General features: G+C 49.5%; 15 protein-coding genes and 1 pseudogene. 6 read left to right on the top strand and 10 right to left on the bottom strand.

Annotated features, from left to right (window positions below; all coding sequences use genetic code 11):
- Positions 1 to 11 precede the first annotated feature (11 nt).
- From AAAT87_RS10435 to AAAT87_RS10395, 9 genes are all read right to left on the bottom strand, one after another.
- Positions 12 to 1,610, bottom strand: a complete 1,599-nt coding sequence (locus AAAT87_RS10435) for an alpha-isopropylmalate synthase regulatory domain-containing protein (protein ID WP_295024278.1) — start codon at positions 1,608 to 1,610, stop codon at positions 12 to 14.
- Between the two features lie 10 nt (positions 1,611 to 1,620).
- Positions 1,621 to 2,211, bottom strand: a complete 591-nt coding sequence (leuD, locus tag AAAT87_RS10430) for a 3-isopropylmalate dehydratase small subunit (RefSeq protein WP_006846819.1) — start codon at positions 2,209 to 2,211, stop codon at positions 1,621 to 1,623.
- 50 nt (positions 2,212 to 2,261) lie between these two features.
- The gene (gene leuC / locus AAAT87_RS10425) at positions 2,262 to 3,656 is read right to left on the bottom strand and encodes a 3-isopropylmalate dehydratase large subunit (RefSeq protein ID WP_295024276.1); all 1,395 of its coding nucleotides are present in this window, start codon (positions 3,654 to 3,656) and stop codon (positions 2,262 to 2,264) included.
- A gap of 54 nt (positions 3,657 to 3,710) precedes the next feature.
- Positions 3,711 to 5,213, bottom strand: a complete 1,503-nt coding sequence (locus AAAT87_RS10420) for a 2-isopropylmalate synthase (RefSeq protein WP_349226369.1) — start codon at positions 5,211 to 5,213, stop codon at positions 3,711 to 3,713.
- A gap of 468 nt (positions 5,214 to 5,681) precedes the next feature.
- On the bottom strand, positions 5,682 to 7,208 hold the full coding sequence (dnaB, locus tag AAAT87_RS10415; RefSeq protein ID WP_295024275.1) for a replicative DNA helicase: 1,527 nt from the start codon (positions 7,206 to 7,208) through the stop codon (positions 5,682 to 5,684).
- Positions 7,189 to 9,834, bottom strand: coding sequence for a tetratricopeptide repeat protein (locus AAAT87_RS10410; protein WP_349226368.1), 2,646 nt, complete (start codon positions 9,832 to 9,834; stop codon positions 7,189 to 7,191). Before AAAT87_RS10410 ends, dnaB begins: the two co-directional genes overlap by 20 nt.
- A 12-nt stretch (positions 9,835 to 9,846) precedes the next feature.
- Complete coding sequence (locus tag AAAT87_RS10405) at positions 9,847 to 10,764, bottom strand: ABC transporter substrate-binding protein (RefSeq protein ID WP_296973610.1); 918 nt, start codon at positions 10,762 to 10,764, stop codon at positions 9,847 to 9,849.
- Between the two features lie 73 nt (positions 10,765 to 10,837).
- The gene (locus AAAT87_RS10400; protein ID WP_349226367.1) at positions 10,838 to 12,019 is read right to left on the bottom strand and encodes a class I SAM-dependent rRNA methyltransferase; all 1,182 of its coding nucleotides are present in this window, start codon (positions 12,017 to 12,019) and stop codon (positions 10,838 to 10,840) included.
- A gap of 66 nt (positions 12,020 to 12,085) precedes the next feature.
- Entirely contained in the window at positions 12,086 to 12,697 is a 612-nt protein-coding gene (locus tag AAAT87_RS10395) for a 3'-5' exonuclease (RefSeq protein WP_349226366.1), read from the bottom strand.
- A gap of 114 nt (positions 12,698 to 12,811) precedes the next feature.
- Between AAAT87_RS10395 and AAAT87_RS10390 the strand changes: the two genes are divergently transcribed.
- From AAAT87_RS10390 to AAAT87_RS10365, 6 genes are all read left to right on the top strand, one after another.
- A complete protein-coding gene (locus tag AAAT87_RS10390; RefSeq protein WP_296973616.1) occupies positions 12,812 to 15,436 on the top strand; it encodes an FtsK/SpoIIIE family DNA translocase in 2,625 nt (874 codons plus the stop codon).
- Between the two features lie 128 nt (positions 15,437 to 15,564).
- Complete coding sequence (gene lolA1, locus AAAT87_RS10385; protein WP_295024268.1) at positions 15,565 to 16,164, top strand: outer membrane lipoprotein periplasmic chaperone LolA1; 600 nt, start codon at positions 15,565 to 15,567, stop codon at positions 16,162 to 16,164.
- Positions 16,165 to 16,281: 117 nt separating this feature from the next.
- Positions 16,282 to 17,364, top strand: coding sequence for a phosphotransferase enzyme family protein (locus AAAT87_RS10380; protein ID WP_295024267.1), 1,083 nt, complete (start codon positions 16,282 to 16,284; stop codon positions 17,362 to 17,364).
- Positions 17,365 to 17,440: 76 nt separating this feature from the next.
- Entirely contained in the window at positions 17,441 to 21,343 is a 3,903-nt protein-coding gene (locus tag AAAT87_RS10375) for a TIM-barrel domain-containing protein (RefSeq protein ID WP_349226365.1), read from the top strand.
- A gap of 143 nt (positions 21,344 to 21,486) precedes the next feature.
- The gene (locus AAAT87_RS10370; protein WP_295025690.1) at positions 21,487 to 21,921 is read left to right on the top strand and encodes a Fur family transcriptional regulator; all 435 of its coding nucleotides are present in this window, start codon (positions 21,487 to 21,489) and stop codon (positions 21,919 to 21,921) included.
- A 90-nt stretch (positions 21,922 to 22,011) separates the two neighbouring features.
- On the top strand, positions 22,012 to 22,572 hold the full coding sequence (locus tag AAAT87_RS10365; RefSeq protein WP_295025692.1) for an NADH peroxidase: 561 nt from the start codon (positions 22,012 to 22,014) through the stop codon (positions 22,570 to 22,572).
- A gap of 365 nt (positions 22,573 to 22,937) precedes the next feature.
- On the opposite strand, the pseudogene AAAT87_RS10360 reads toward AAAT87_RS10365, so the two are convergent.
- Positions 22,938 to 23,112, bottom strand: a pseudogene (locus AAAT87_RS10360) (IS5/IS1182 family transposase); the annotation flags it as partial.

The following is a 23,112-nucleotide window of genomic DNA, read 5'->3' as shown; positions in this document are numbered from 1 at the left end:
TTTAATTGTTTTTATTCCATATCTAAATTTCGAGGCGATGCCGGCTGTTCATCACTCTTATCTGCCTCATACATATTGAGCATCTTGAGCGTTGCCTTGATAGCAGCCTCTGTCTGGTCGGCATCCAAGCCGCGGGTACGCCAGATGCGGTCGCCTTCACGCCAGGTAATGACGGTCTGGACAAGGGCATCGGTACGGCCACCAGGTGGGATGGTTACCTGATAATTGTCGAGCGTAGGGAAGGTCTTGCCGAGCTTCACCTTATAGATGTTGCGAAGCGCCTTGACGAAGGCATCATACTGACCATCACCAGAGCTACGGTCTTCATACTCCTTACCCTCTATTTCTACCTTCACGCTGGCTATAGGCTTCAAACCATAAGAAGTGGACACCATGTAACTGACCAGTTTTACCTTATCCTCAGGTGTGCTATGCTTCAGCACATCACTCACGATATATGGCAGGTCATCCTGGGTTACCAGCTCCTTGCGGTCGCCGAGTTCGGTGATTCGCTTGGTCACAGCCTTGGTCTGCTCCGGCGTCAACTCCAAGCCCAGTTCGTTAAGGTTCTGGATAATGTTCGCCTTACCGGAATTCTTACCCAATGCATATTCACGATGTCTGCCGAAACGCTCAGGCACCAGGTCGTTGCAATAAAGCTTGTCCTTGTTGTCGCCATCGGCATGCACACCAGCTACCTGAGTGAAGACATTATCGCCCACCACAGGGGTATTCGGAGCCACGGCGATGCCGCTGTATCCTTCAACCAATCGGGAAATATCGTTCAGGCGGTCTTCCTTGATATTGGTCTTTGCCCCGAACATATCCTTCAGAATCACCTGTACGCTCGCCAATGGCGCATTGCCGCAGCGCTCGCCCAAGCCATTCACGGTAACGTGAAGACCCTTGGCACCGCTCAATACGGCTGCCAGCGAGTTGCTCACTGCCAAATCGTAGTCGTTGTGGGCATGGAAATCGAAGTGAGAGTTCGGATAACGGCGAACCATCTGGCGCATATACTCCACACACTGCAATGGGTTCAGGATACCCAAAGTATCAGGAAGCAGGAAGCGCTTGATAGGCAATTTTACCAGCTCGTCCATCATCATGAAGAGATAGTCACGGCTGTCGCGCATACCGCTCGACCAGTCCTCCAGATAGAGATTTACGGTGAAATTCTTGCTCAAAGCATAATCGATGGTCTGCTTGATATGAGCGAGATGCTCCTCAGGCGACATCTTGAGCTGCTGGGTGCAGTGCTTGTAGCTACCCTTCGCCAAGAGGTTGATGACATGACCGCCGCATTCAGCAATCCAATCCACGCTCTTGTTGTTATCCACGAATCCCAATACCTCAACGGAATCCAGTTTACCTATGGTCTTGGCATAACGGCAAATACGAGCGACAGCATCCTTTTCGCCTTCCGACACACGTGCTGAAGCCACCTCAATGCGATCAACATTGATATCGTGCAACAACATTCTTGCTATCATCAATTTCTCGTGAGGGAGAAAACTGACACCATTGGTCTGCTCGCCGTCGCGCAGCGTGCAGTCCATGATCTCAATCTCCCTGATACGAGAACTATCTCTCTTTGCGTTAACGTTCATAATTACTTGATTACTTGTTCTTAGCTTCCCAAGCCTCTACCTTGTCACGGTTCTGAACGAGGAAATCTACATCGTCCAAACCGTTCTCCAGACAGTGCTTCTTGTAGCCGTTGATTTCGAAGTGCTCGCTCTTGCCAGTAGCAAGATTGGTCACGGTCTGGTTAGGAAGATCCACCTTCACCTCTGTCTTGTGATCCTTGTCGATGCTCTCGAAAAGCTCCTTCAGGAATTCCTCGCTTACCACTACTGGCAATACGAGGTTATTCAACTCGTTGTTCTTGTGGATATCAGCAAAGAAAGAGCTGATGACTACACGGAAGCCTGCGCCTGCGATGGCCCAGGCAGCGTGCTCACGGGAAGAACCTGAACCGAAGTTCTTGCCTGCTACGAGGATGACACCACTGTAAGAAGGGTCGTTCATCACGAAGTCTGGCTTTGGAGTTCCGTCAGCATTGTAGCGCCAGTCGCGGAAGAGGTTGTCGCCCATACCCTCTTTATCGATAGCCTTGAGGAAACGGGCTGGTATGATCTGGTCTGTATCTACATTCTCCAATGGAAGAGGAATGCAGCTTGATGTAATTACATTGAATTTCTGTTTCATAACTGTACTTATCAATTGTACACTATTAATTGTACATTATTAATTAAAAATTACATAAACTCTCTTGGGTCGGTAATCTTACCAGTGATAGCGGCTGCAGCTGCTACGTATGGACTGGCAAGGATGGTGCGGGAACCTGGTCCCTGACGACCCTCGAAGTTACGGTTGGATGTACTTACTGAGTACTTGCCTGCAGGAATCTTATCATCGTTCATTGCCAGACAAGCAGAACATCCTGGCTGACGGATTTCGAAGCCGGCAGCCTCTACAATCTTATCAATTCCCTCTTCACGTATTTGTTTATCAACCAACCAAGAACCTGGTACAAGCCAAGCAGTTACACCCTCAGCCTTTTTCTTTCCTTTAACCAGGGAAGCAAAGGCACGGAAGTCTTCAATACGACCATTGGTACATGCGCCCAGGAATACATAATCGATAGGATGACCCTCGAGTTTCTCGCCTGGCTGAAAACCCATGTAGTTCAGGCTCTTCTTGAAACCAGCCTGCTCTTCCTCAGGAATCTCATCGAGAGTTGGGATGCTTTCGGTAATGCCAATACCCATACCTGGATTGGTACCGTAGGTGATGCGTGGTTCGATATCCTTGGCATTGAAAGTCAACTCCTTGTCGAATACAGCATCATCGCCACTCTTCAAGGTCTTCCAGTAAGCCACAGCCTTATCCCACTCTTCACCCTTAGGTGCATATTCACGACCCTTGATGTACTCGAATGTAGTTTCATCAGGAGCTACGAAACCACCACGGGCACCCATCTCGATAGAGAGGTTGCAGAGAGTCAAACGACCTTCCATTGACATATCCTTTACTACATCGCCACTGTACTCTACGAAGTAACCTGTGGCACCGGATGTAGTGAGCTGACTCATGAGATAGAGTGCTACATCCTTGGCGGTAACACCCTTGCTGAGCTTGCCGTTGATGCTGATGCGCATAGACTTTGGCTTGCTCTGGAGAATACATTGTGAAGCCATCACCATCTCAACCTCAGAAGTACCGATACCAAAGGCTACGGCACCCATAGCACCATGGGTTGAAGTATGAGAATCACCGCAAACGATGGTCATACCAGGAAGAGAAAGACCCTTCTCTGGACCAACCACGTGAATGATACCATTATCCTTGGTGTTCATGGCAAAGTGAGTTACGCCGAAATCAGCGGTGTTCTTTGCCAAGGTATCTACCTGCTTCTTTGAGATAGGATCCTCGATTGGCTTATCCTGATCGTGTGTTGGGGTATTGTGGTCAGGCATACAGAAAATCTGGTCTGGACGGAACATCTTGAGTCCGCGTGCTCGCATACCAGCGAATGCCTGAGGTGATGTTACTTCGTGACAGTAAAGACGGTCGATGTAAAGCTGTGTAGGACCATCTTCTACAATCTGGACAACGTGCTTGTCCCAAATCTTGTCGAATAATGTATTCATTATGCTATTGTTTAATGTTTGATTTTCAATGTTTAATTAACAAGCCAAGAACTTTTATCTGATCTTGAACTTGTTGATACAGTCGATGTAAGCCTCAACAGAAGCTGTCACGATATCGGTATCTGCGCCGAAGCCATAATATACATGACCATCGTACTCCACCTGCATGTGAACCTTACCCACATCGTCTGACCCCTTGTCAATCGCCTGGATGGTGAACTCCTTGAGATTCATCTCCTTGGTGATGACCTTCTTGAGGGCACGGATAGCAGCATCCACAGGACCATTGCCAGAGGATGCAGCCTCAAACTTCTGACCTGCAATATCAAGTCCGATACTTGCCACGCTCTTTACACCCTTGCCGGTGGTAACCTGCAACCAGTCGAGCTGAACACCATGCTTATCGGCAGCATCAGCACCTGCGAGCATCAATACATCCTCGTCGGTAACTTCCTTCTTCTTGTCAGCCAACTGGAGGAACTTCTTGTAAATCTTGTCGAGTTTCTCCTCGTCCTCGATGTTCACACCATTTACGTGGAGGCGATACTTCAATGCTGCTCGACCCGAGCGGGCTGTCAATACGATGGCGTTATCATCCAGGCCCACATCCTTAGGGTCGATGATTTCGTAAGTCTGAACGTTCTTCAGCACACCATCCTGGTGGATACCGGAAGAATGAGCGAAGGCATTGCGACCAACAATCGCCTTATTAGGCTGCACAGGCATGTTCATCAGGCTGCTCACCATGCGAGACATAGGCACAATCTTGGTGGTATTGATATTGGTATCAATATTGATATGCTTGTGGCACTTCAGTATCATGGCAATCTCTTCGAGTGATGTATTACCTGCACGCTCGCCGATGCCATTGATGGTCACCTCCACCTGGCGTGCACCATTCAATACACCCTGCAGGGTATTTGCCGTAGCCATACCGAGGTCGTTGTGGCAGTGGGTAGAAATGCGTGCGTTCTCGATGCCATCTACATGATCCATCAGATACTTGATCTTGGCACCATACTCATCTGGCAAGCAATAGCCTGTGGTATCAGGAATATTAACCACGGTGGCACCTGCCTTGATAACGGCCTCAACCACGCGGGCCAGGTACTCATTGTCTGTACGACCAGCGTCCTCAGCGTAGAACTCCACATCCTCAACATACTTCTTGGCATACTTGACAGCAGCCACGGCACGCTCGATGATCTCCTCGCGGTTGGAATTGAACTTATATTTGATATGGCTATCGCTGGTACCGATACCCGTATGAATTCTCTTATGCTTAGCATACTGCAACGCCTCGGCAGCACAGTCGATATCCTTTTCCACCGCACGGGTCAGCGCACAGATGGTAGGCCATGTTACAGCCTTGGAAATCTCTACTACGGAATTGAAGTCACCCGGGCTTGAAATAGGGAATCCAGCCTCAATGACATCAACGCCCAACTGCTCCAGCGCCTTAGCTACCTGAATCTTCTCTACGGTATTCAACTGGCATCCTGGAACCTGTTCGCCATCACGAAGGGTTGTGTCGAAAATAAATAATCTGTCACTCATATCTCTTAAATATTTTTATTTCTCTTATTAATTAAAGCTTTTGCCCGTATAGGGGCAACATTGCGCCCTTACTTTTGGCAAGGGCGTAAAGAGCTGGGAATTAAAAAAGCCTTTCTCACTCCCATATACGGAAGTGTAGAAAGGCTCAATATATCCAAACCGCTGAACTATACGCACACCTTATCACTTCCGCCTACATGCTGCAGTCGAAGTCGAATAATAATAATGCTTGTAATATTCAACGCTAATGCTCTCATATTTTTCTATTTTTATACGTTATATATTTATCGTTGGCAAAGGTAATCATTTTCTCTGATATACGCAAACAATTTATAACTTTTTTAATAGAAAATCTTTCAAATTGCCATTTTTCATCTATTTTTTACCCAAAATCTAGAGAAATGTGCCGTTTTTATGCCAGATTATTCTAAAAAAGAACGTTCTGGTACGAAATTACTCTCTTTTCAACTAGAAAGGTAACGGACCGTCAGGTCCAGTCATCGGCGGAGGTGGAATGGCACCGCTGGCAATCATCCCTTCAGCAGCCACACCGTTCATCTTGGAACCCATGATTTCACCACCCTCCTGTACAGGAGTATAGGAATCGGTAGGATCCTGGAAGCGGGTGAACTCGCCACGGAAGTTCAGGAGTACATCTCCGGTGGCACCCTTACGGTGCTTGGCGATGATGATCTGCGCCATACCATGAAGATCGTTTCCTTTTTCATCCTGATAGATGTGATAGTATTCCGGACGATGAACGAAGAGCACCATATCGGCATCCTGCTCGATGGCTCCAGATTCACGGAGGTCGCTCAACTGTGGTCGCTTTCCTTCGAGACCCTCACGGTTTTCTACGTTACGCGAGAGCTGAGAGAGGGCGAGTACCGGGATATTCAACTCCTTGGCAAGACCCTTGAGGGAACGAGAGATGGTGGAAACCTCTTCCTGACGGCTACCGAACTTCATACCGTTGGCATTCATCAGCTGGAGGTAGTCGATCATCAACAGCTTCACCCCCTTCTCTCTCACCAGTCGGCGCGCCTTGGTTCTCAACTCAAAGACGGAGAGGCCCGGAGTATCATCTATATAAATAGGTGCACCCGTAAGAGAACGGATCTTCTTGTCCAGTCGCTCCCACTCACTTGGATCCAACTGACCGTTCAGGATCTTCTTACCAGAAATCTCGCAGACATTCGAGATAAGACGGTTGACCAGCTGAACGTTGTTCATTTCAAGCGAGAAGAATCCGATAGGCACCCCGTGATCCACCGCTACATTCTTGGCGATACTCAGCGCAAAGGAAGTCTTACCCATGGCAGGACGTCCGGCGATGATCACCAGGTCGGAAGGCTGCCATCCGGAAGTCATATCATCCATCTGCTGGTAACCTGTAGGAATACCCGTGAGTCCGCCCTTGTTCTGGGCGGCACGCTGCAGGATATCCACGGCATCCTTGATCACCGGATCAATCTGGGTGTAATCCTGCTTCATGTTACCCTGAGAGAGCTGGAAAAGCTCACCCTCGGCATGCTGCATGAGTTCGTCCACATCCACACCCTCATCATACGCCTGGGTCTCGATGTCGCCGGCATAATGGATGAGCTGTCGCTGCAGATATTTCTGCGCCAGGATTCGGGCATGGTACTCGATGTGGGCAGCCGAAGCCACCTGCGAGGAAATCTCCATCAGGTAACCGGCTCCACCAATCTTCTCGATGGCGCCCATCTTGGTAAGTTCATCCGTAACGGTCATGATATCCACGGGGCGCTCCTCCATATTCATGGTCTGAATCGCCTCGTAGATTTTCTGATGTCTCGGATCATAGAAGGTCTGGGGCTTCAGCATCTCGGATACCACCGAAAAAGCATCGGTATCAATCATCAATGCACCCAGAACCACCTTTTCCAACTCCACCGCCTGCGGTTGCAGGTGGGCGTAGTTGGTATCTATCTGTGTCTTGTTATTGTTATTTCTATTCTGATTTATCGGCATACTTCTTTATTTCTTCTTGCGATTTCTGGTGTTCAGCCACTACCTGATTATATATAATCATCAAATCAGTGTAAGAACATCCATAGTTCTTCAACCATTTATAGTCTTCCTTAAGGGCTTCAAAGAATACATTCTCATCCTTTTCTACATAATAGGCATAAACCCTGAAGAAAGGTCCCATAGCCTTTTTCGGCTGATGTTCTATCAATGCCAGGAGACCAAGCGAATAGTTATTGTAAGCCTCGGCAAGCTTGTCATTCTTCATCATCTTGAAAAAGAGATCCATCGCCTGCATCATCATATTCTTCGTATCCTTACCCGCTTTTTTCATCTTCTCGAAACTACCGAAAAGCTCGTTCACCTCGGCGAAATATTCATCCAGGCGCTGATGAGCCTTCTGGAAGTTCTCTTCCGCATGTTCGCCACCTATCTTGATAAGCAGCTGTGTGAGCAAGGCTCCCGCCATCTGATTCTCCGGATGGGTATAATCCAGCTCGTAAGCCAGCGGCATCGCCTCTTCAAATCTGTTGTTCATGACGATGAACTTCAGTTTATCCAGTTTCAACTCGAAGAGTTCCTCTTCTGAGAAAGAATCCTTGAACTCCATCAGCTTGTCGAAATTCTCTAGATACTCATCCACCTGGATGAGATTACGATAGCAGGTGCCCAGCTGCAGATATACCTGCTTCATGTCAGGCTTTATCTTCAGCATCTTCTTGAAGTGATCGACAGCCATGCGGAGACTATGATTGTCTCCCTTCTGCATACATACCCATCCCTTCATGAAGTGCATCTCCAACGTGTCGCATGGCACACCTTCCAGCATCACTTCAACCAGGTCAGGGAACTCGCGACGGAAGGAATAGCGGGCTATAGCCATGCGGTACTTATCGAAGAATTCATCCTGGAAAAGAGGACCCGCCAAGACGGCATAGGCTGGTTTGTCATCATCCAGCTCATCGAAGATATTGAAGATTTCATCCTTCGCTGTATAGAACTTGGAGAAGCGCATGAGATTGCGGATGTAGTTGATACGGATACGCTTTGCACGATGCTCTTCAGGCTCATTAAAAAATTCCTTAACAATCTCTTCCTCATCTGCAGACTCGCTGCCATCTTCCTCATCCTCAGGGTCATCGTAACAGTCAACAATATTCTCCGGTATCTCATTAGGATGAGAGACGATCAGGTTTGCCAGGGAATAGGCATCGGCAGGACATGACCTTGCAGTAGAACAGAAAGCCTTACAGAACTTTCTCTTCTCATCTACGAATCCGAGAGCCTCGGTTATATGAGGATTCTTCAGATAGAAAGGCATGAACCAATTGTACAGATGAGTAAAGAACTCCGTCTGGTCTCGTAACATTTTAAACTGCGGCAAGAGGATATCGATGCCCTTATCCATCATTTCATCCATAGAGAGCGGACTCTCTATATCCGCGTCGAGATTAGGGATCCCATCCTTGTCGGTATTGGTATCGTCAGAACGGATAGGACTCTCTTCCGAAGTTTCCTCGTCATCCTCGATTCCGAAGATATTTCGCATATCTTCATCAGCCTCCAGCAAATCGGCTACCTTATCCCTCAGGTCGTCGAGGAAACGTTTTGACAGCGATGCCATGATGTCATTAGTATAGTCGATAGACTTCTGCTCGCTGAATACGGTCACGGCAAGCATCTTCTGGGCTTTTATGATTTCGGCAAGCAAGTCTGGATCATTCTTGCAATCCTCGGTCAACTGCTCTGCAAAGCTACGGAAGTCAGGCTGCTGTTCGTAGCTGCCGCAATTCGTAGAAACCAGCAGCCATCCCAGGAGGGCACGCACTTTCACCTCATCGTCATCTGCCAGGCGGTAGATATCGTAGAGCAAAGTGAATTTACCCATATCGAAAACGGTGGCGGCAGAGAGCGTAATGGCACTCACCAGCAGCTGGGAGGTCAAGGAATCAACTGTAGGCGAAAGGATGGTGTCTTTGACAACAGCACGTTCCTCATTATTCCAATATCCAGAAGAGACAAATCTGTCGAAGATCTTTTCGCGATACTCTTCCCACTCCTGATACAGACGGGCTGAAGCCTGGTCTTGCTCCTCCTTCGAGAGGTCGTGGTTCAGGAAAAGCATCGCCTCACGGGAAACGAATTTCTCGAGGGTTGGCTTCACCTCTTTGATATCTATCGCCTCGCCCTGCTTTTTCAAATCCTTGAAAATACCCTGGTCTGAACGGATATCCATCTCGATATCTACCAGAAGCTGATCAAGCTCAGAAACAGCGCCGAAGACAAACTTCGTTCTAGCCTCGGGTGTCATTTCCGGGATATCAAGCTCCTCTGATGGTTTGACATACTGCTTGAGAAAGCCAAGCATATCATCAGGCAACTTCTTGCACTGCAAGAGACTCATGTTGGCGAGAACGGTTTTCAGCAAACCATGCATCAGACGGCGCATATACTGCTTATGGTTCGGACAATTTTCAAAAATTGCTACAAGTATTGGCTTGCATTCGGTAAAACGCTGCTGATGAATCAAATCACGCATTTCATCTACCTTCTCCAACAAAAAATCCTGATCCAGAACATCTTCTTCTGGGTTATTAGACTCTTCTGACAAATTTACTTCTTCTGACATAATTGTAGTTGTTTAATTGTTAATATCTGCCACCTTGAGATCTCGCTGGCGAGGCTCCATAGCGTGACTGTACTTTAATTTTGGCAGATTGCTAACGGTTTGGGCATCAATACCATAATACTTGGTCAGTAAAGCGGCATAGTGGTGTACGCCATTCTTATTGATGCTATCTACAGCGATGTCGTAAGCTTTCAAGAATCTGTCGATTTGTTTTTTTCTTCGGGGTTCCGCCTTCAGTTTGCTGCGGAAGGCAATCACTCCCAACTGGAGGTTCTTGTCTCTACTATCCGCCAGTGCCACATGCTTAGCCATTCTTGCCTGTGTGGCGTATGGCTCCGGCATCCAGGCGGCATCCATCTCATTGTTGAGGAGCATGCGCAGGCGGATGTTCAGGTCGTTGATCTGCACGCGATATACGTCATACTTGGTCTTCACGCTGTCGATGACAAGCGTTGAGAGATAATCGGTGGCAGAATGACGGGTCATGGCTATCATCTTGTCTGACAGCTGCTTCAGCTCCGAGATACGCGCCTTGCGGTTGGTGATAAGCTGCCAGTACAGATTGGTAGAGACAGGATAGAAGAGCTGTGTACCCTGCTTCTGCAGGCGGGCAGCTCTCACCAGGTCGGTCACCGTACCCTCTACCCTCTTTCGGGCGATGGCTGTATCGCAGTCCATCTGCGCATTGTAGCGATAGAGATGTACCGTTACTCCCTGCTTCAGGAAGATGCTGTCCTCGTAAGCCAGATATACCGGAAGGCAATCAAGCGTAGGCATCACACCCACCTTGAGCGAAGCCCGGTCGATGCTGTCGAGTTGGGCCTTCTCCTGTTTGCTCAGTCGCAGTCGCTTCTGCTGTGAATCGCCGCAACTGGCCATTCCCAGCAGAAGTGCTGAAACCAGACATATCATGATTGAAAATTTCTTCATTGTATTTTTACTCTACATTCTTCATCGTATATACTCTGACATAGAGATTTTACTCTTTTTACGCTGTCAGAGCTTACTCCACATAAAGCACGAGTCCCTTCAGGTATTCGCCTTCAGGATGATAGATATTGATAGGATGATCGGCTGGCTGATGCAACTGGTGCAGGATGCGAACCTTTCTTCCTGCCTGGGCTGCTGCTGTAAACACAGCGTTGCGGAAATTATCCTTGGTAACCACCTGAGAGCAGCTGAAGGTGAAGAGGATTCCACCCTTCTTGATTCTCTGCAAGCCCTTTACATTCAGGCGGGTATATCCCTTCAGCGCATTGCGCAGCGCAGCACGGTGCTTGGCAAAGGCTGGAGGATCGAGGATGATGAGATCATACTGCTGGTCGTGCTCATCCAGATACTTGAAGGCATCCTCGCAGAATGCCTCGTGGCGTGGGTCGCCAGGGAAGTTGAGAGCGATGTTCTCATTGGTCAGCTCGATAGCCTTGGCGCTGCTATCCACGGAGTGAACCGCCTTGGCATTGCCGCGCATGGCATAGACAGAGAAACCGCCGGTATAGCAGAACATGTTGAGCACGCTCTTGCCCTTGGCGTAATGCTCGAGCAGGGAGCGGTTCTCACGCTGATCTACGAAGAAACCGGTCTTCTGACCGCGCAGCCAGTCGATATGGAACTTCAATCCGTTCTCCACAGCCACGTCATCGGCATCGCCACCCAGGATAAAGCCATTCTCCTGACGCAGGTCTGCCTTGTATGGCAGGGTGGTCTCGCTCTTGTAGTAGATGTTCTGCATCTCGTCGCCCATCACCTGCTTCAGCGCCTTGGCAATCTCCATACGGCATACATGCATACCCACACTGTGAGCCTGCATCACGGCAGTAGGACCATAGCAGTCGATAACGAGACCCGGCAGGTTATCTCCCTCGCCATGCACCAGTCGATAGGTGTTGTTGTCTGGATTGCCGGCGATATCTACCGCCAGACGCATCTTGTAAGCCGACTCCAGTCGGGCGCACCAGAATTCGTTGTCGATATCTACATCGCTGAAAGAGAGCACTCTCACGGCGATGGAGCCGATCTGATAGTGACCGATGGCGATGAAGTCGCCAGCAGAAGTGAAAACCCTTACGGTTTCTCCTTCCTCTATATCATTGTCCATGCGCTGGATAGCGCCGGAGAATATCCATGGATGGAATCTCTTGAGAGATTCTTCTTTACCTTTCTTTAAATATACGTTCTTATACATTATTATATTATATAGTCTTTTAAGTTCTATCAATTCTCTCATTTACGAAAAATCGAATACATCAACCTAGAACTCTACCAGCTCGTAATCGTCAGCCTTGCTGAGACGGTTGAACTCCTCGTAGATATGAATGCAGCACCATGCGTCCGTGGCGGCATATCTGCACTGAGCCTCTCTGAGCTCCTGGGATTCCCAGTTGCTGAGTCGCTGAGCCTTACTGATTTTCTGATGGAAGAGGTTGGCGTAGATTTTCTGCAAGCTCATATCCTTGATGCCGAATTTCTTAGCCACATCCTGCAACTCGATGAAATATCCCGGCTTGAAATCGCATCTGCGATGCAACTGCAAGAGGTCATCATGCCAAGACAATCCCACTTTTGGCACCCTTTTATCCTCCAGGAATCGGATGATGGCTGGTGTCATACCCGTGAGATGCAGGCGGAAGAGATAGCAGGTATCGCGGGTACTCACCTGCAGCAGTGATACCTGGAAGTGCATACCCTTGGAGAAACTTGGTCGTGTCTCCGTATCCACACCCAGAATATCCTGTCCCAGGAGATATTCTACAGCGGCATCTGTATCTTCAGCCTTATCTATCACTATCATATTGCCAGGAAAGAGAATTCGAGGCAGGCTATTGATAGTTTTCTTTTCGAAACTAGTGAAAATTATCTTCATTACTGCTATTTATTCATTACAAGTTGCAAAATTAGCAAAAAATCCCGAAAAAAAGGAGCGTTTCTCAATCTTTTTTGCTAATTTTGCAGTTAAATATTAAAAAGGAATAGAAAAATGGCAAAGAAAAAAACATCAGGCAAAACTAAATCATTTAGCGAAGCTATTGGTTTACAATATATTTTCAACAATACGATTACCGATTTCTTCCTCGGACTCGCCTTGCTCGTAGTTGCTGTCGTCATGATGTTGGCGATGATATCCTTCCTCAGTACGGGCGCTGCCGACCAGAGCTTGCTGGAGAACATGCAGCCTGGAGAATGGACCAACACCCAGCAGCTGTTCCAGAACTACTGCGGATCCATGGGAGCCATCCTCTCCTATTGGCTGATGGCGGTGAATTTCGGCTTTCCTGCCTTCCTGATTCCCTGCTTCGTGGTGATGGTGGGTTTCCAGCTGATGAATGTCTATCGCGTGAATCTCTGGAAGTGGTTCTTCTGCATGATGGTGGTGATGATCTGGTCATCCGTCACCTTCGCCAAGTTCCTCACTCCTATCTTCGGTAGTCTCATCTTCAATCCGGGCGGAAAGCACGGCATGTTTGTGGTCCAGACCTTGGAGAATGTCATTGGTCCTCCGGGACTCACCGCCATCCTTCTCTTCGTGGCCATTGCATTCCTCACCTATATCACCACCGAGACCATCACCATCGTGAGAAAGGCACTCAACCCTATCGGCTATATATCTAATAAGGTGAAATTCGAGATTACCAACCACAGGGAGGAGCTGGAAGAGAATAATGCCATCGATGAAGCTTACCGGAATGCTGCCCAGGGTACGGTGCAGGATGAGGAGGATGAGATGGACGAGAATTCTCAGACTCGGGAGACAACTCCTGACCAGGGGGCTGACCAGAACCAGGAAAGTTCCCTGCAGCAGGAGATGGACAAGGAGCAGAAGGACGGAAATGAGAAGACCACCTCGCCAATCGACCTTGATGCAGCCGCAGCCGATGACAGCCAGCAGGCTGATGCCGACAAGAACGTGGCTGCTCCGAGTCTGATTCAGCAGCAGCGTGAACTCAGAGCCCAGCGCGCAGAAAGAGAGCGCCAGGAGATGGCTGCAGCCGCTGCCGCTTCGGCTCATATCGGAATGGATATCTCTGTGGCTACCGGAGAGGAGAAGGCTACCAGCAACACCGTAAGCAATGCCGAGGTGCTCAATACGCCTATCAATCCGAAGGAGCCGTTCACAAGATACAAGTACCCTACCCTCAACCTGCTGAAGAAATACGACGGCCAGGAGGTGTCTATCGACGAAGAGGAGCAGAAGGCCAACAAGAACCGAATCATCGAGGTGCTGGGCAACTTCGGCGTACAGATCAAGACTATCCGTGCCACAGTGGGCCCTACCATCACTCTCTACGAGATTCAGCCTGCTGAGGGTGTGCGCATCTCCAAGATCAAGAACCTGGAGGATGATATCGCCCTGAGCCTCGCAGCCCTGGGTATCCGTATCATCGCTCCTATCCCTGGCAAGGGAACCATCGGTATCGAGGTGCCTAATGCCAAGGCGAACATCGTGAGCATGGAGAGCATCCTGAACTCCAAGAAGTTCCAGGAAACCAAGATGGAGCTGCCTATCGCGCTGGGCAAGACCATCACCAACGAGGTGTTCATGGTGGATCTGGCGAAGATTCCTCACCTGCTCGTTGCCGGTGCCACCGGTCAGGGTAAGTCTGTTGGTCTGAACGCCATCATCACTTCCCTGCTCTACAAGAAGCATCCTAACGAGCTGAAGCTGGTGCTCATCGACCCTAAGAAGGTGGAGTTCAGCGTATATTCACGCATCACCAACAAGTTTATGGCTGCCGTTCCGGATGAGGAGGAGCCTATCATCACCGATGTAACCAAGGTGGTGAGAACGCTGAACAGCCTCTGCGTGCTGATGGACAGCCGCTACGACCTGCTGAAGAAAGCGGGAGCCAGAAATATCAAGGAGTATAATCAGAAATACGTGAACCACAGACTGAAACTGACTGATGGTCACGAATTTATGCCATACATCGTGGTAATTATCGATGAGTTTGGAGATTTGATCATGACAGCCGGCAAGGAGGTAGAGCTTCCTATCGCCCGCATCGCCCAGCTGGCCCGTGCCGTGGGTATCCACATGATCATCGCTACCCAGCGTCCTACCACCAGCATCATCACCGGTAACATCAAGGCGAACTTCCCGGGCCGTATTGCCTTCAAGGTAACTTCGGCCATCGACTCCAAGACCATCCTCGACAGAACGGGAGCCAACCAGCTCATCGGTCGTGGTGATATGCTCTATCTCAACGGCAACGAACCAGTGCGTGTACAGTGCGCCTTCGTAGATACACCAGAGATTGAACGCATCAACGAATACATCTGCAACCAGCCTGGTCCTATCGAGCCAATGGAACTCCCTGAACCAGCCAGCGAAGATGGCGGCGTAGGAGGCAACGGCAGCGTAGATACCCGCAACCTGGATCCGTATTTCGAGGAGGCAGCCCATGCCATCGTTCTCTCGCAGCAGGGCAGCACCAGTATGATTCAGCGCCGTTTCAGCATCGGCTACAACCGTGCCGGCAGACTGATGGATCAGCTTGAGGCAGCAGGCATCGTAGGAGCCGCTCAGGGCAGTAAGCCAAGAGAGGTACTCCTGCAGGATGAGAACCAGCTCAATACATTGCTGATGCAATTGAGGAACTCGTAAGAGAAACGCCCTGAAAGGGCAAAAGCTCCTAGCCCAGGGCAACGCCCTGGGTTAATGAGAGAAGAACCAATACGCCCTGAAAGGGCAAAAGCTTTTAGGTTTAGTTTTAATACAATAAAAGTAAGGATATGAAAAAGATTTTAGCTATCGCTTTCGCAGCGATGATGAGCCTGGGCACTATGGCGCAGACCGCCCAGCAGGTGCTCGACAAGACCGCTGCCGTTATCGGCAACAAGAAGGGCGCTACCGCCAACTTCAAACTGTCTAGTCCTAAGTACGGCTCGGCAAGCGGTACCATCACCATCAAGGGTAACAAGTTTAATGCGCGCACACCACAGGCCATCGTATGGTATAACGGCAAGACGCAATGGACTTATATGAAGAAGACCAACGAGGTGAACGTGAGCAACCCTACCCAGGCCAAGCAGATGTCGATGAATCCTTATACCTTCATCCACATCTACAAGACAGGATATAAGAGCAGCCTCAAGACTGTGGGCAGCAACTATCAGGTGCATCTCGTAGCCAACAACCAGAAGCGTACCGTGGCAGAGATGTATATCACCATCAACAAGAACACCCACGTGCCATCACAGGTAAAGATGCGCCAGGGTTCTACCTGGAGCACCATCAACATCTCCGGCTTCAAGGCAAAGGGTGTTTCCAACAATTCCTTCGTCTTCAACAGCAAGGAATTCCCAGGAGCCGAAATCATCGACCTGAGATAAACGCCCTGAAAGGGCAGAAGCTCCTAGCCCAGGGTATCACCCTGGGTTAAAAATCCAATAAGAAACTACGCCCTGTAAGGGCAAAAGCTTTAAAAATATATTTAAAACCAAACTAAAATGAAAGATCTCAAACCTATCATCTCACAGTTCGACATCACCGGAACTGTAAATGAGGTAAAACCTCTCGGTAATGGACTCATCAATGACACCTACAAGGTGACAACAGTAGAAGACGATGCACCAGATTATGTTCTCCAGCGCATCAACGACTCTATCTTCACCGATGTAGATCTCTTGCAGCACAATATCGAGGAAGTAACTACCCACATCCGCCAGCAGCTCGAAAAGCAGGGCGCTGACGACATTAACCGCAAGGTGCTCACCTTCGTCAAGGCGAGCAACGGTAAGACCTATGTAAAAGACGAAGACAAGCAGTTCTGGCGCATTTCCGTCTTCATTCCTCGTGCCATCACCCAGGAGGCAGTAAACCCAGAAAGTTCTTATTACGCAGGAAAGACCTTCGGAGAGTTTGAGGCTCAGCTCACCGATATCACCGACCGCCTCGGCGAAACCATCCCTGATTTCCACAATATGGAACTGCGCCGCGACCAGCTCCGTCAGGCTGTCAAGGAAGACCGTGCCGGACGCGCAGAAGGCGTAAAGGATTTCATCGCAGAAATCGAGAGTTATATGGATGAGATGTGTCTCTGCCAGCGCCTCTTCCGCGAGGGCAAGTTGCAGAAGCATGTCTGCCACTGCGATACCAAGGTCAACAACATGATGTTTGATGAAAAGGGTCGGGTATTGTGCGTCATCGACCTCGATACCGTGATGCCATCACTCTTCGTGAGCGATTACGGCGATTTCCTCCGCACGGCAGCAAATACCATCGCCGAGGATTCTCCAGAGTTCGAGAAGATAGATTTCCGCATGGACATCTTCGAATCATTCACCCGCGGCTATGTGGAGTCAGCATCAGCCTTCCTTTCTCCATTGGAGATTTCCCTGCTTCCTCATGCAGCAGAGCTCTTCCCATACATGCAGGCAGTACGCTTCCTCTGGGATTACCTCAACGGCGACCACTACTGGAAGTGCAAGTATCCTGAGCACAACCTCGTAAGAGCCCAGAACCAGTGGCATCTTTTCCTCAAGGCGAAGGAACACGAGGCTGAGATGAAGGCATTCATCGAAAAACTGTAGTTAAAGGAGTTAAAGGACTTAAGAAGTTAACTACATAACACTTTATCTCCTTTAACTCCATAACCCCAAAAAGACAATGAGTAATATTTATAAGAAATTATCTGTTGGCAACCTGATGGCAATGGCAGTAATCTTGCCTATGGTTGCCAACACAACCAACACTGCATCATCTCCCCTGCTTCCGTCCGCTCCCGATGCCCAGAAGGCAGCCCAGGCCGTGAAGGCTGGAGATGTCCAGATTCTCAGAATCAATCCTACGCTGGTGGAGATTGTCTTCGCCAACCAGCAACGTGTCGCCGTAGATTTCTATGGCGAAAGTGTTTTCCGTATCTTCGAAGATCACAACGATGGCGTGATGAGAGCGCCCGAGGCAAAGCCTGAGGCGAGCATTCTGGTGGATAATCCACGCACTGCCCTGAATCATAAACAGGTGAAGGTGGAGGAGAACGACAACTCCATCATCCTTTCTACCACCAAGGCACAGGTCATCTTCGACAAGGCTACCCAGCTCTTCAGAATCATCAACCTCGAAAACGGAAAGACCGTGGCAGAGCAGAGCGATCCGGCACAGTTTACCCCCGAAAAGGTAACCCTCAGCCTGCGCGAACAGCCGGATGAGTATTTCTTCGGTGGCGGCGTACAGAACGGAAGATTCTCTCACAAGGGTGAGAAAATCGAAATCATCAACACCAACAACTGGGTAGATGGCGGAGTGGCGTCCCCTGCCCCATTCTATTGGTCAACCGCTGGCTACGGCTTCATGTGGTACACCTTCAAGCCAGGTCTCTACGACTTCGGTTCTACCCAAAACGGAAAGGTAGAACTCTCTCACGAATCCAGGAACTTAGACGTTTTCTTCATGGTGGGCAAAAAGCCTACCGATCTGCTCGATGGCTATTACCAACTCACCGGCAACCCTATACTCCTCCCTAAGTTCGGCTTCTACGAGGGCCATCTCAATGCCTACAACCGCGACTACTGGAAGGAGGCCGACAAGGGCCGAACTATGGTATTCGAGGATGGAAAGGCGTATAAGGAGAGTGCCAGCGACAAGACCGGAATCAAGGAATCACTGAATGGCGAGAAGAACAATTACCAGTTCTCAGCACGTGCGGCAATCGACCGATACATCAAGCACGACATGCCGCTGGGATGGTTCCTGCCAAACGATGGATACGGAGCCGGATATGGTCAGGAGACTACCCTGGACGGCAACATCCAGAACCTGAAGGAATTCGGTGATTATGCCCGCAAGCACGGTGTGGAAATCGGACTCTGGACCCAGTCAGACCTGCATCCGAAAGACAGCATCGAAGCGCTCCTGCAGCGCGACATCGTGAAGGAGGTGGGAACAGCCGGCGTAAGAGTGCTCAAGACCGACGTGGCCTGGGTAGGCGACGGCTATTCCTTCGGATTGAACGGTGTGGCTGATGTGGCTCAGATCATGCCTTACTATGGCGAGAATGCCCGCCCGTTCATCATCTCGCTCGATGGATGGGCTGGTACACAGCGATACGCATCCGTCTGGTCGGGCGACCAGACGGGCGGCGACTGGGAGTACATCCGCTTCCACATCCCTACCTTCATCGGTGCCGGACTTTCGGGTATCTCCAACATCACATGCGACAACGACGGTATCTTCGGCGGAAAGAATCCAATCGTCAACATGCGAGAATTCGAATGGAAGGCCTTCACCGCGATGGGTCTGAACATGGATGGCTGGGGCAGCAATGCCAAGTATCCTCATATCCTGGGCGAACCGGTAACTTCCGTCAACCGCTGGTATCTGAAGCTCAAGTCAGAGCTGATGCCATACATCTACACAGCAGCCCACGAGGCAGTAACCGGCAAGCCGCTGGTAAGAGCGATGTTCCTCGACGAAGCCAACCCTTATACCCTGGGCAAGGCAACACAGTATCAGTTCATGTGCGGTCCGTCGTTCCTCGTGGCTCCTATCTACAAGGAAACCATGATGGATAAGGAGGGCAACGATATCCGCAACGGCATCTACCTGCCTCAGGGCGAATGGGTGGATTACTTCAGCGGACATATATATAAAGGTGGAAGAATCATCAACGAGTTTGAGGCTCCCTACTGGAAACTGCCTGTTTTCGTGAAGCGAGGTGCCATCATCCCGATGGTAAATCCTAACAACAATGTATCGCAGATAGACAACACCCAGCGCATCTTCGAACTCTATCCATACGGAGAAACCCATTACGCCCTCTATGATGATGACGGCAAGACCGAGCTTTACCGTCTGGGCGAACACGCCACCACCCACATCACCTCTTCCCTGCAGAAGGGCCGTCTCAACGTACATATCTACAAGACCACGGGCCACTTCCAGGGGCAGGAGAAGAACCAGGCTACCGAGCTGCGCATCAATCTGAGCCAGATGCCTAAGAAGCTGGCGGCGAAGATTGGCGGAAAGAGCGTGAAGCTGCCCCAGGTGAATTCGCTTGATGAACTCCGCAAAACCGGAAATGCATGGTTCTTCGACGAGGCTCCTCAGCTCAACCGCTTCGCCACACCGGGCAGCGAGTTCGAGAAGATGGATATCTGCAAGAATCCGATGGTTTATGTGCGACTGGCGAAGACCGACATCACTGCCAACGACGTAGAGCTCCGCATGGATGGCTATCAGATGGATGACGCCGATGTGCTGCTCCACGCCACCGGTGCCCTCGCTGCCCCTCAGGTAACGATGAAGGACAGCCAGAGCCCTAACAAGGCATTCGAGCTGGTGGCTACCTGGAATAAGCAGGCCAATGCCGACTACTATGAGGTAAAGGTGGATGGCGTGATTCATTCCACCATCCGCAGCACCGAGTTCACCATCGAGAACCTGAAGCCGGAAACCGATTACGAGGTGCAGGTGAGATCCGTGAACAAGGACGGCGTTTCTGAATGGGCCACCGTTCAGGCGCATACCATCAAGGACCCTCTCGATGAAGCCATCCGCAACATCACAGCCACCAACTCTACGAAGGACTGGGAAGGCCTGGAGGTTTCGAAGATGTTCGACTTCAACGAGAAGAACTTCTGGCATACCGACTACTACAAGAAGGAAGGTGTGCTGCCATTCGATGTAACCCTCAACCTCAACGGCATCGCCAAGCTCGAGAAGATTCACTATCTCCCGGCTTCTGAGCGCGAGACCAACGGACAGATCCAGAAGGGCAAGTTCGCCATCAGCAACGACGGCATCAGCTGGACCGAGACCGGAAGCTTCGACTGGAAGAACGAGAATGCCGTGAAAGAATACCAGTTCCAGGGCAACCCAGAGGCTCAGTACATCAGGATGACCGTAGAGGAAGCCCGAGGCGGAATGGGTTCGGGTGCCGAGATGTACGTATTCAAGGTTCCGGGCAGCAAGATGGAGAAGGCTGGCGACATCAACCACGACGGGCGCATCGACGAGAACGACTTCACCTCTTATCTCAACTACTGCGGATTGCGCAGGGGCGACAAGGACTTCGAGGGCTACGTAAGCAAGGGCGATATCAACGGCAACGGTCTCATCGACGCCTATGATATCTCCGTAGTGGCTACCCAGCTCAAGAGCGGAGTAAGCAGCAAGAAGGTGCCAGCCGTAGAGGGCAGCATCAGTCTCGCAGCCGACAAAAAGACATACAAGGCAGGCGAAACCATCACCCTCACCGTAAAGGGCAAGGGTCTCGTATCGCTCAATGCCCTGAGCTTCGCCCTGCCATACAGCGCCACCGAATACGAGTTCATCGGAGTGGATGTGAAGGATATGGGCAAGATGGAGAACCTCACCAAGGACCGTCTGCACTCAGATGGCAGCAAGGTGCTCTACCCTACCTTCGTCAACATCGGTGAGCAGCCAGCCGTAGAGGGCGCCCGCGATCTCTTCACCATCAGGCTCAAGGCAAAGAAGGCATGCAAGCCAGCCTTCCAGCTCAACCAGCTGATGATGGTAGATAAATTCCTGGGCGTAAAGACCAGAAAATAGCCTCTTTTTTGTGAACAAACATTTAATTCTGTAAATTATCTAAAAATAAAGCTTATTATTTTGGATATTTTACAGAATTATTTGGTAGATAGAAATAAATTCATTACCTTTGCAAACGTAAAAATCAATCAAGAGATAGGAATATGAAAAAAGCAGAAGCTTACAACAGATTGGTAGAGAAAGGCATTAGACCATCAGTACAGAGACTGGCAATCCTGGACTACCTGATCAAGCACCCTACCCACCCAAACATCGAAGATGTTTACAAAGCTTTGGAGAACAAGGTACCGACTCTAAGCCGTACCACAGTGTATAACACGCTCCGCATGCTGAGTGAGGTAAATGCAGCCCAGATGATCACCATCAATGAGCATCGCGTATGCTATGATGGCAACATCGAGCCACACGTTCACTTCTACTGCAAGAACTGCGGTAAGATCATCGACCTCTTCGATGAGCAAGCACCACGGGTAACAGAGACCAAGGTGATAGATGGCAACATCGTGCAGGAGGAACAGCTCTACTACAAGGGCATCTGTTCAGCTTGCGCCCAGAAGATGGAGAAGAAGACGAATTAAGAGGAACAGGTTTCTGAAATAATTCGTAAGACAAGAGAATTAATAGTAATAAGATAATACAATACAAGAACATTTTAATACATTAACATTATGAAGAAGAAATTTATTTGCACTGTTTGTGGTTACATCTACGAGGGTACAGAGGCACCAGAGAAGTGCCCTATTTGCAAGGCTCCAGCCAGCAAGTTCAAGGAGATGGAAGATGCAGTGGATGATGATTTGACATTCGCTACAGTACACGTTCTCGGTCAGGCACATAAAGATGGCGTCAATGAGGAGGTCATCAAGGGATTGAAGGATCACTTTGCAGGTGAGTGTGGCGAGGTAGGTATGTATCTTGCAATGGCTCGCCAGGCAGACCGCGAGGGTTACCCAGAGATTGCAGAGGCTTACAAGCGCTATGCGTTCGAGGAGGCTGACCATGCATCTCGCTTTGCAGAGTTGCTGGGTGAGGTTTTGGGTGATACCAAGAGCAATCTTGAGGCTCGCATCGCAGCTGAGAAGGGTGCTTGCGAGGATAAGTTCCGCATTGCCAAGCTTGCCAAGGAGCAGGGTTCTGATGCTATCCACGATACTGTTCATGAGATGGCTAAGGACGAGGCTCGCCACTGTGCAGGTTTCGCAGGTCTTTACAAGAGATACTTCAAGTAAGACTATTTTTAGTTTTTTTCGATACTAAGTCTTGGAGCCCGGTTCCGAATCATAGAGATTCTGAATCGGGTTCCTTCGTTTTCGGTTAGGGATTTGTGAGGATGTGTCATAAGTCCAGATAATGGCAACCGAGGACGGGCTGAAAGCCCAAAAGCTCCTAGCCCAGGGCATCGCCCAGGGAGGTCACTGAAAAAGGTACCCGTTTAAAGTTGCATAGTTTGTTTTTGAACTTTAATTCTTGTCCAAGAAGCATTTCATCTTTTAAAAGTGGAATACTTTTTTGGACAGGAATATAGCCCAAAATAGCTTTCTATAGCGTTTCTAGCGCTTAGATTTGGCAATATATAGAGGAATCTGTTTCCCCCTTATGCATTTTGCATCAATTTGAGGATTCTCTTCACATTTGCAGCGAAAATAGTCAAAGCTCCCTGCATTTCCATGCACGACAAACCGTATGACAGGGCCCTGTCATATCCTAAGACATTCTTAAGCTCGGAGTTCTTGGCTTCTATCTTGTATCGTTTTCTCTGAAGATTTATA

This window comes from Segatella sinensis (genome assembly GCF_040095255.1).
Classification (GTDB): Bacteria; Bacteroidota; Bacteroidia; order Bacteroidales; family Bacteroidaceae; genus Prevotella; species Prevotella sinensis.
This window is presented reverse-complemented; position numbering and strand designations above follow the sequence as displayed.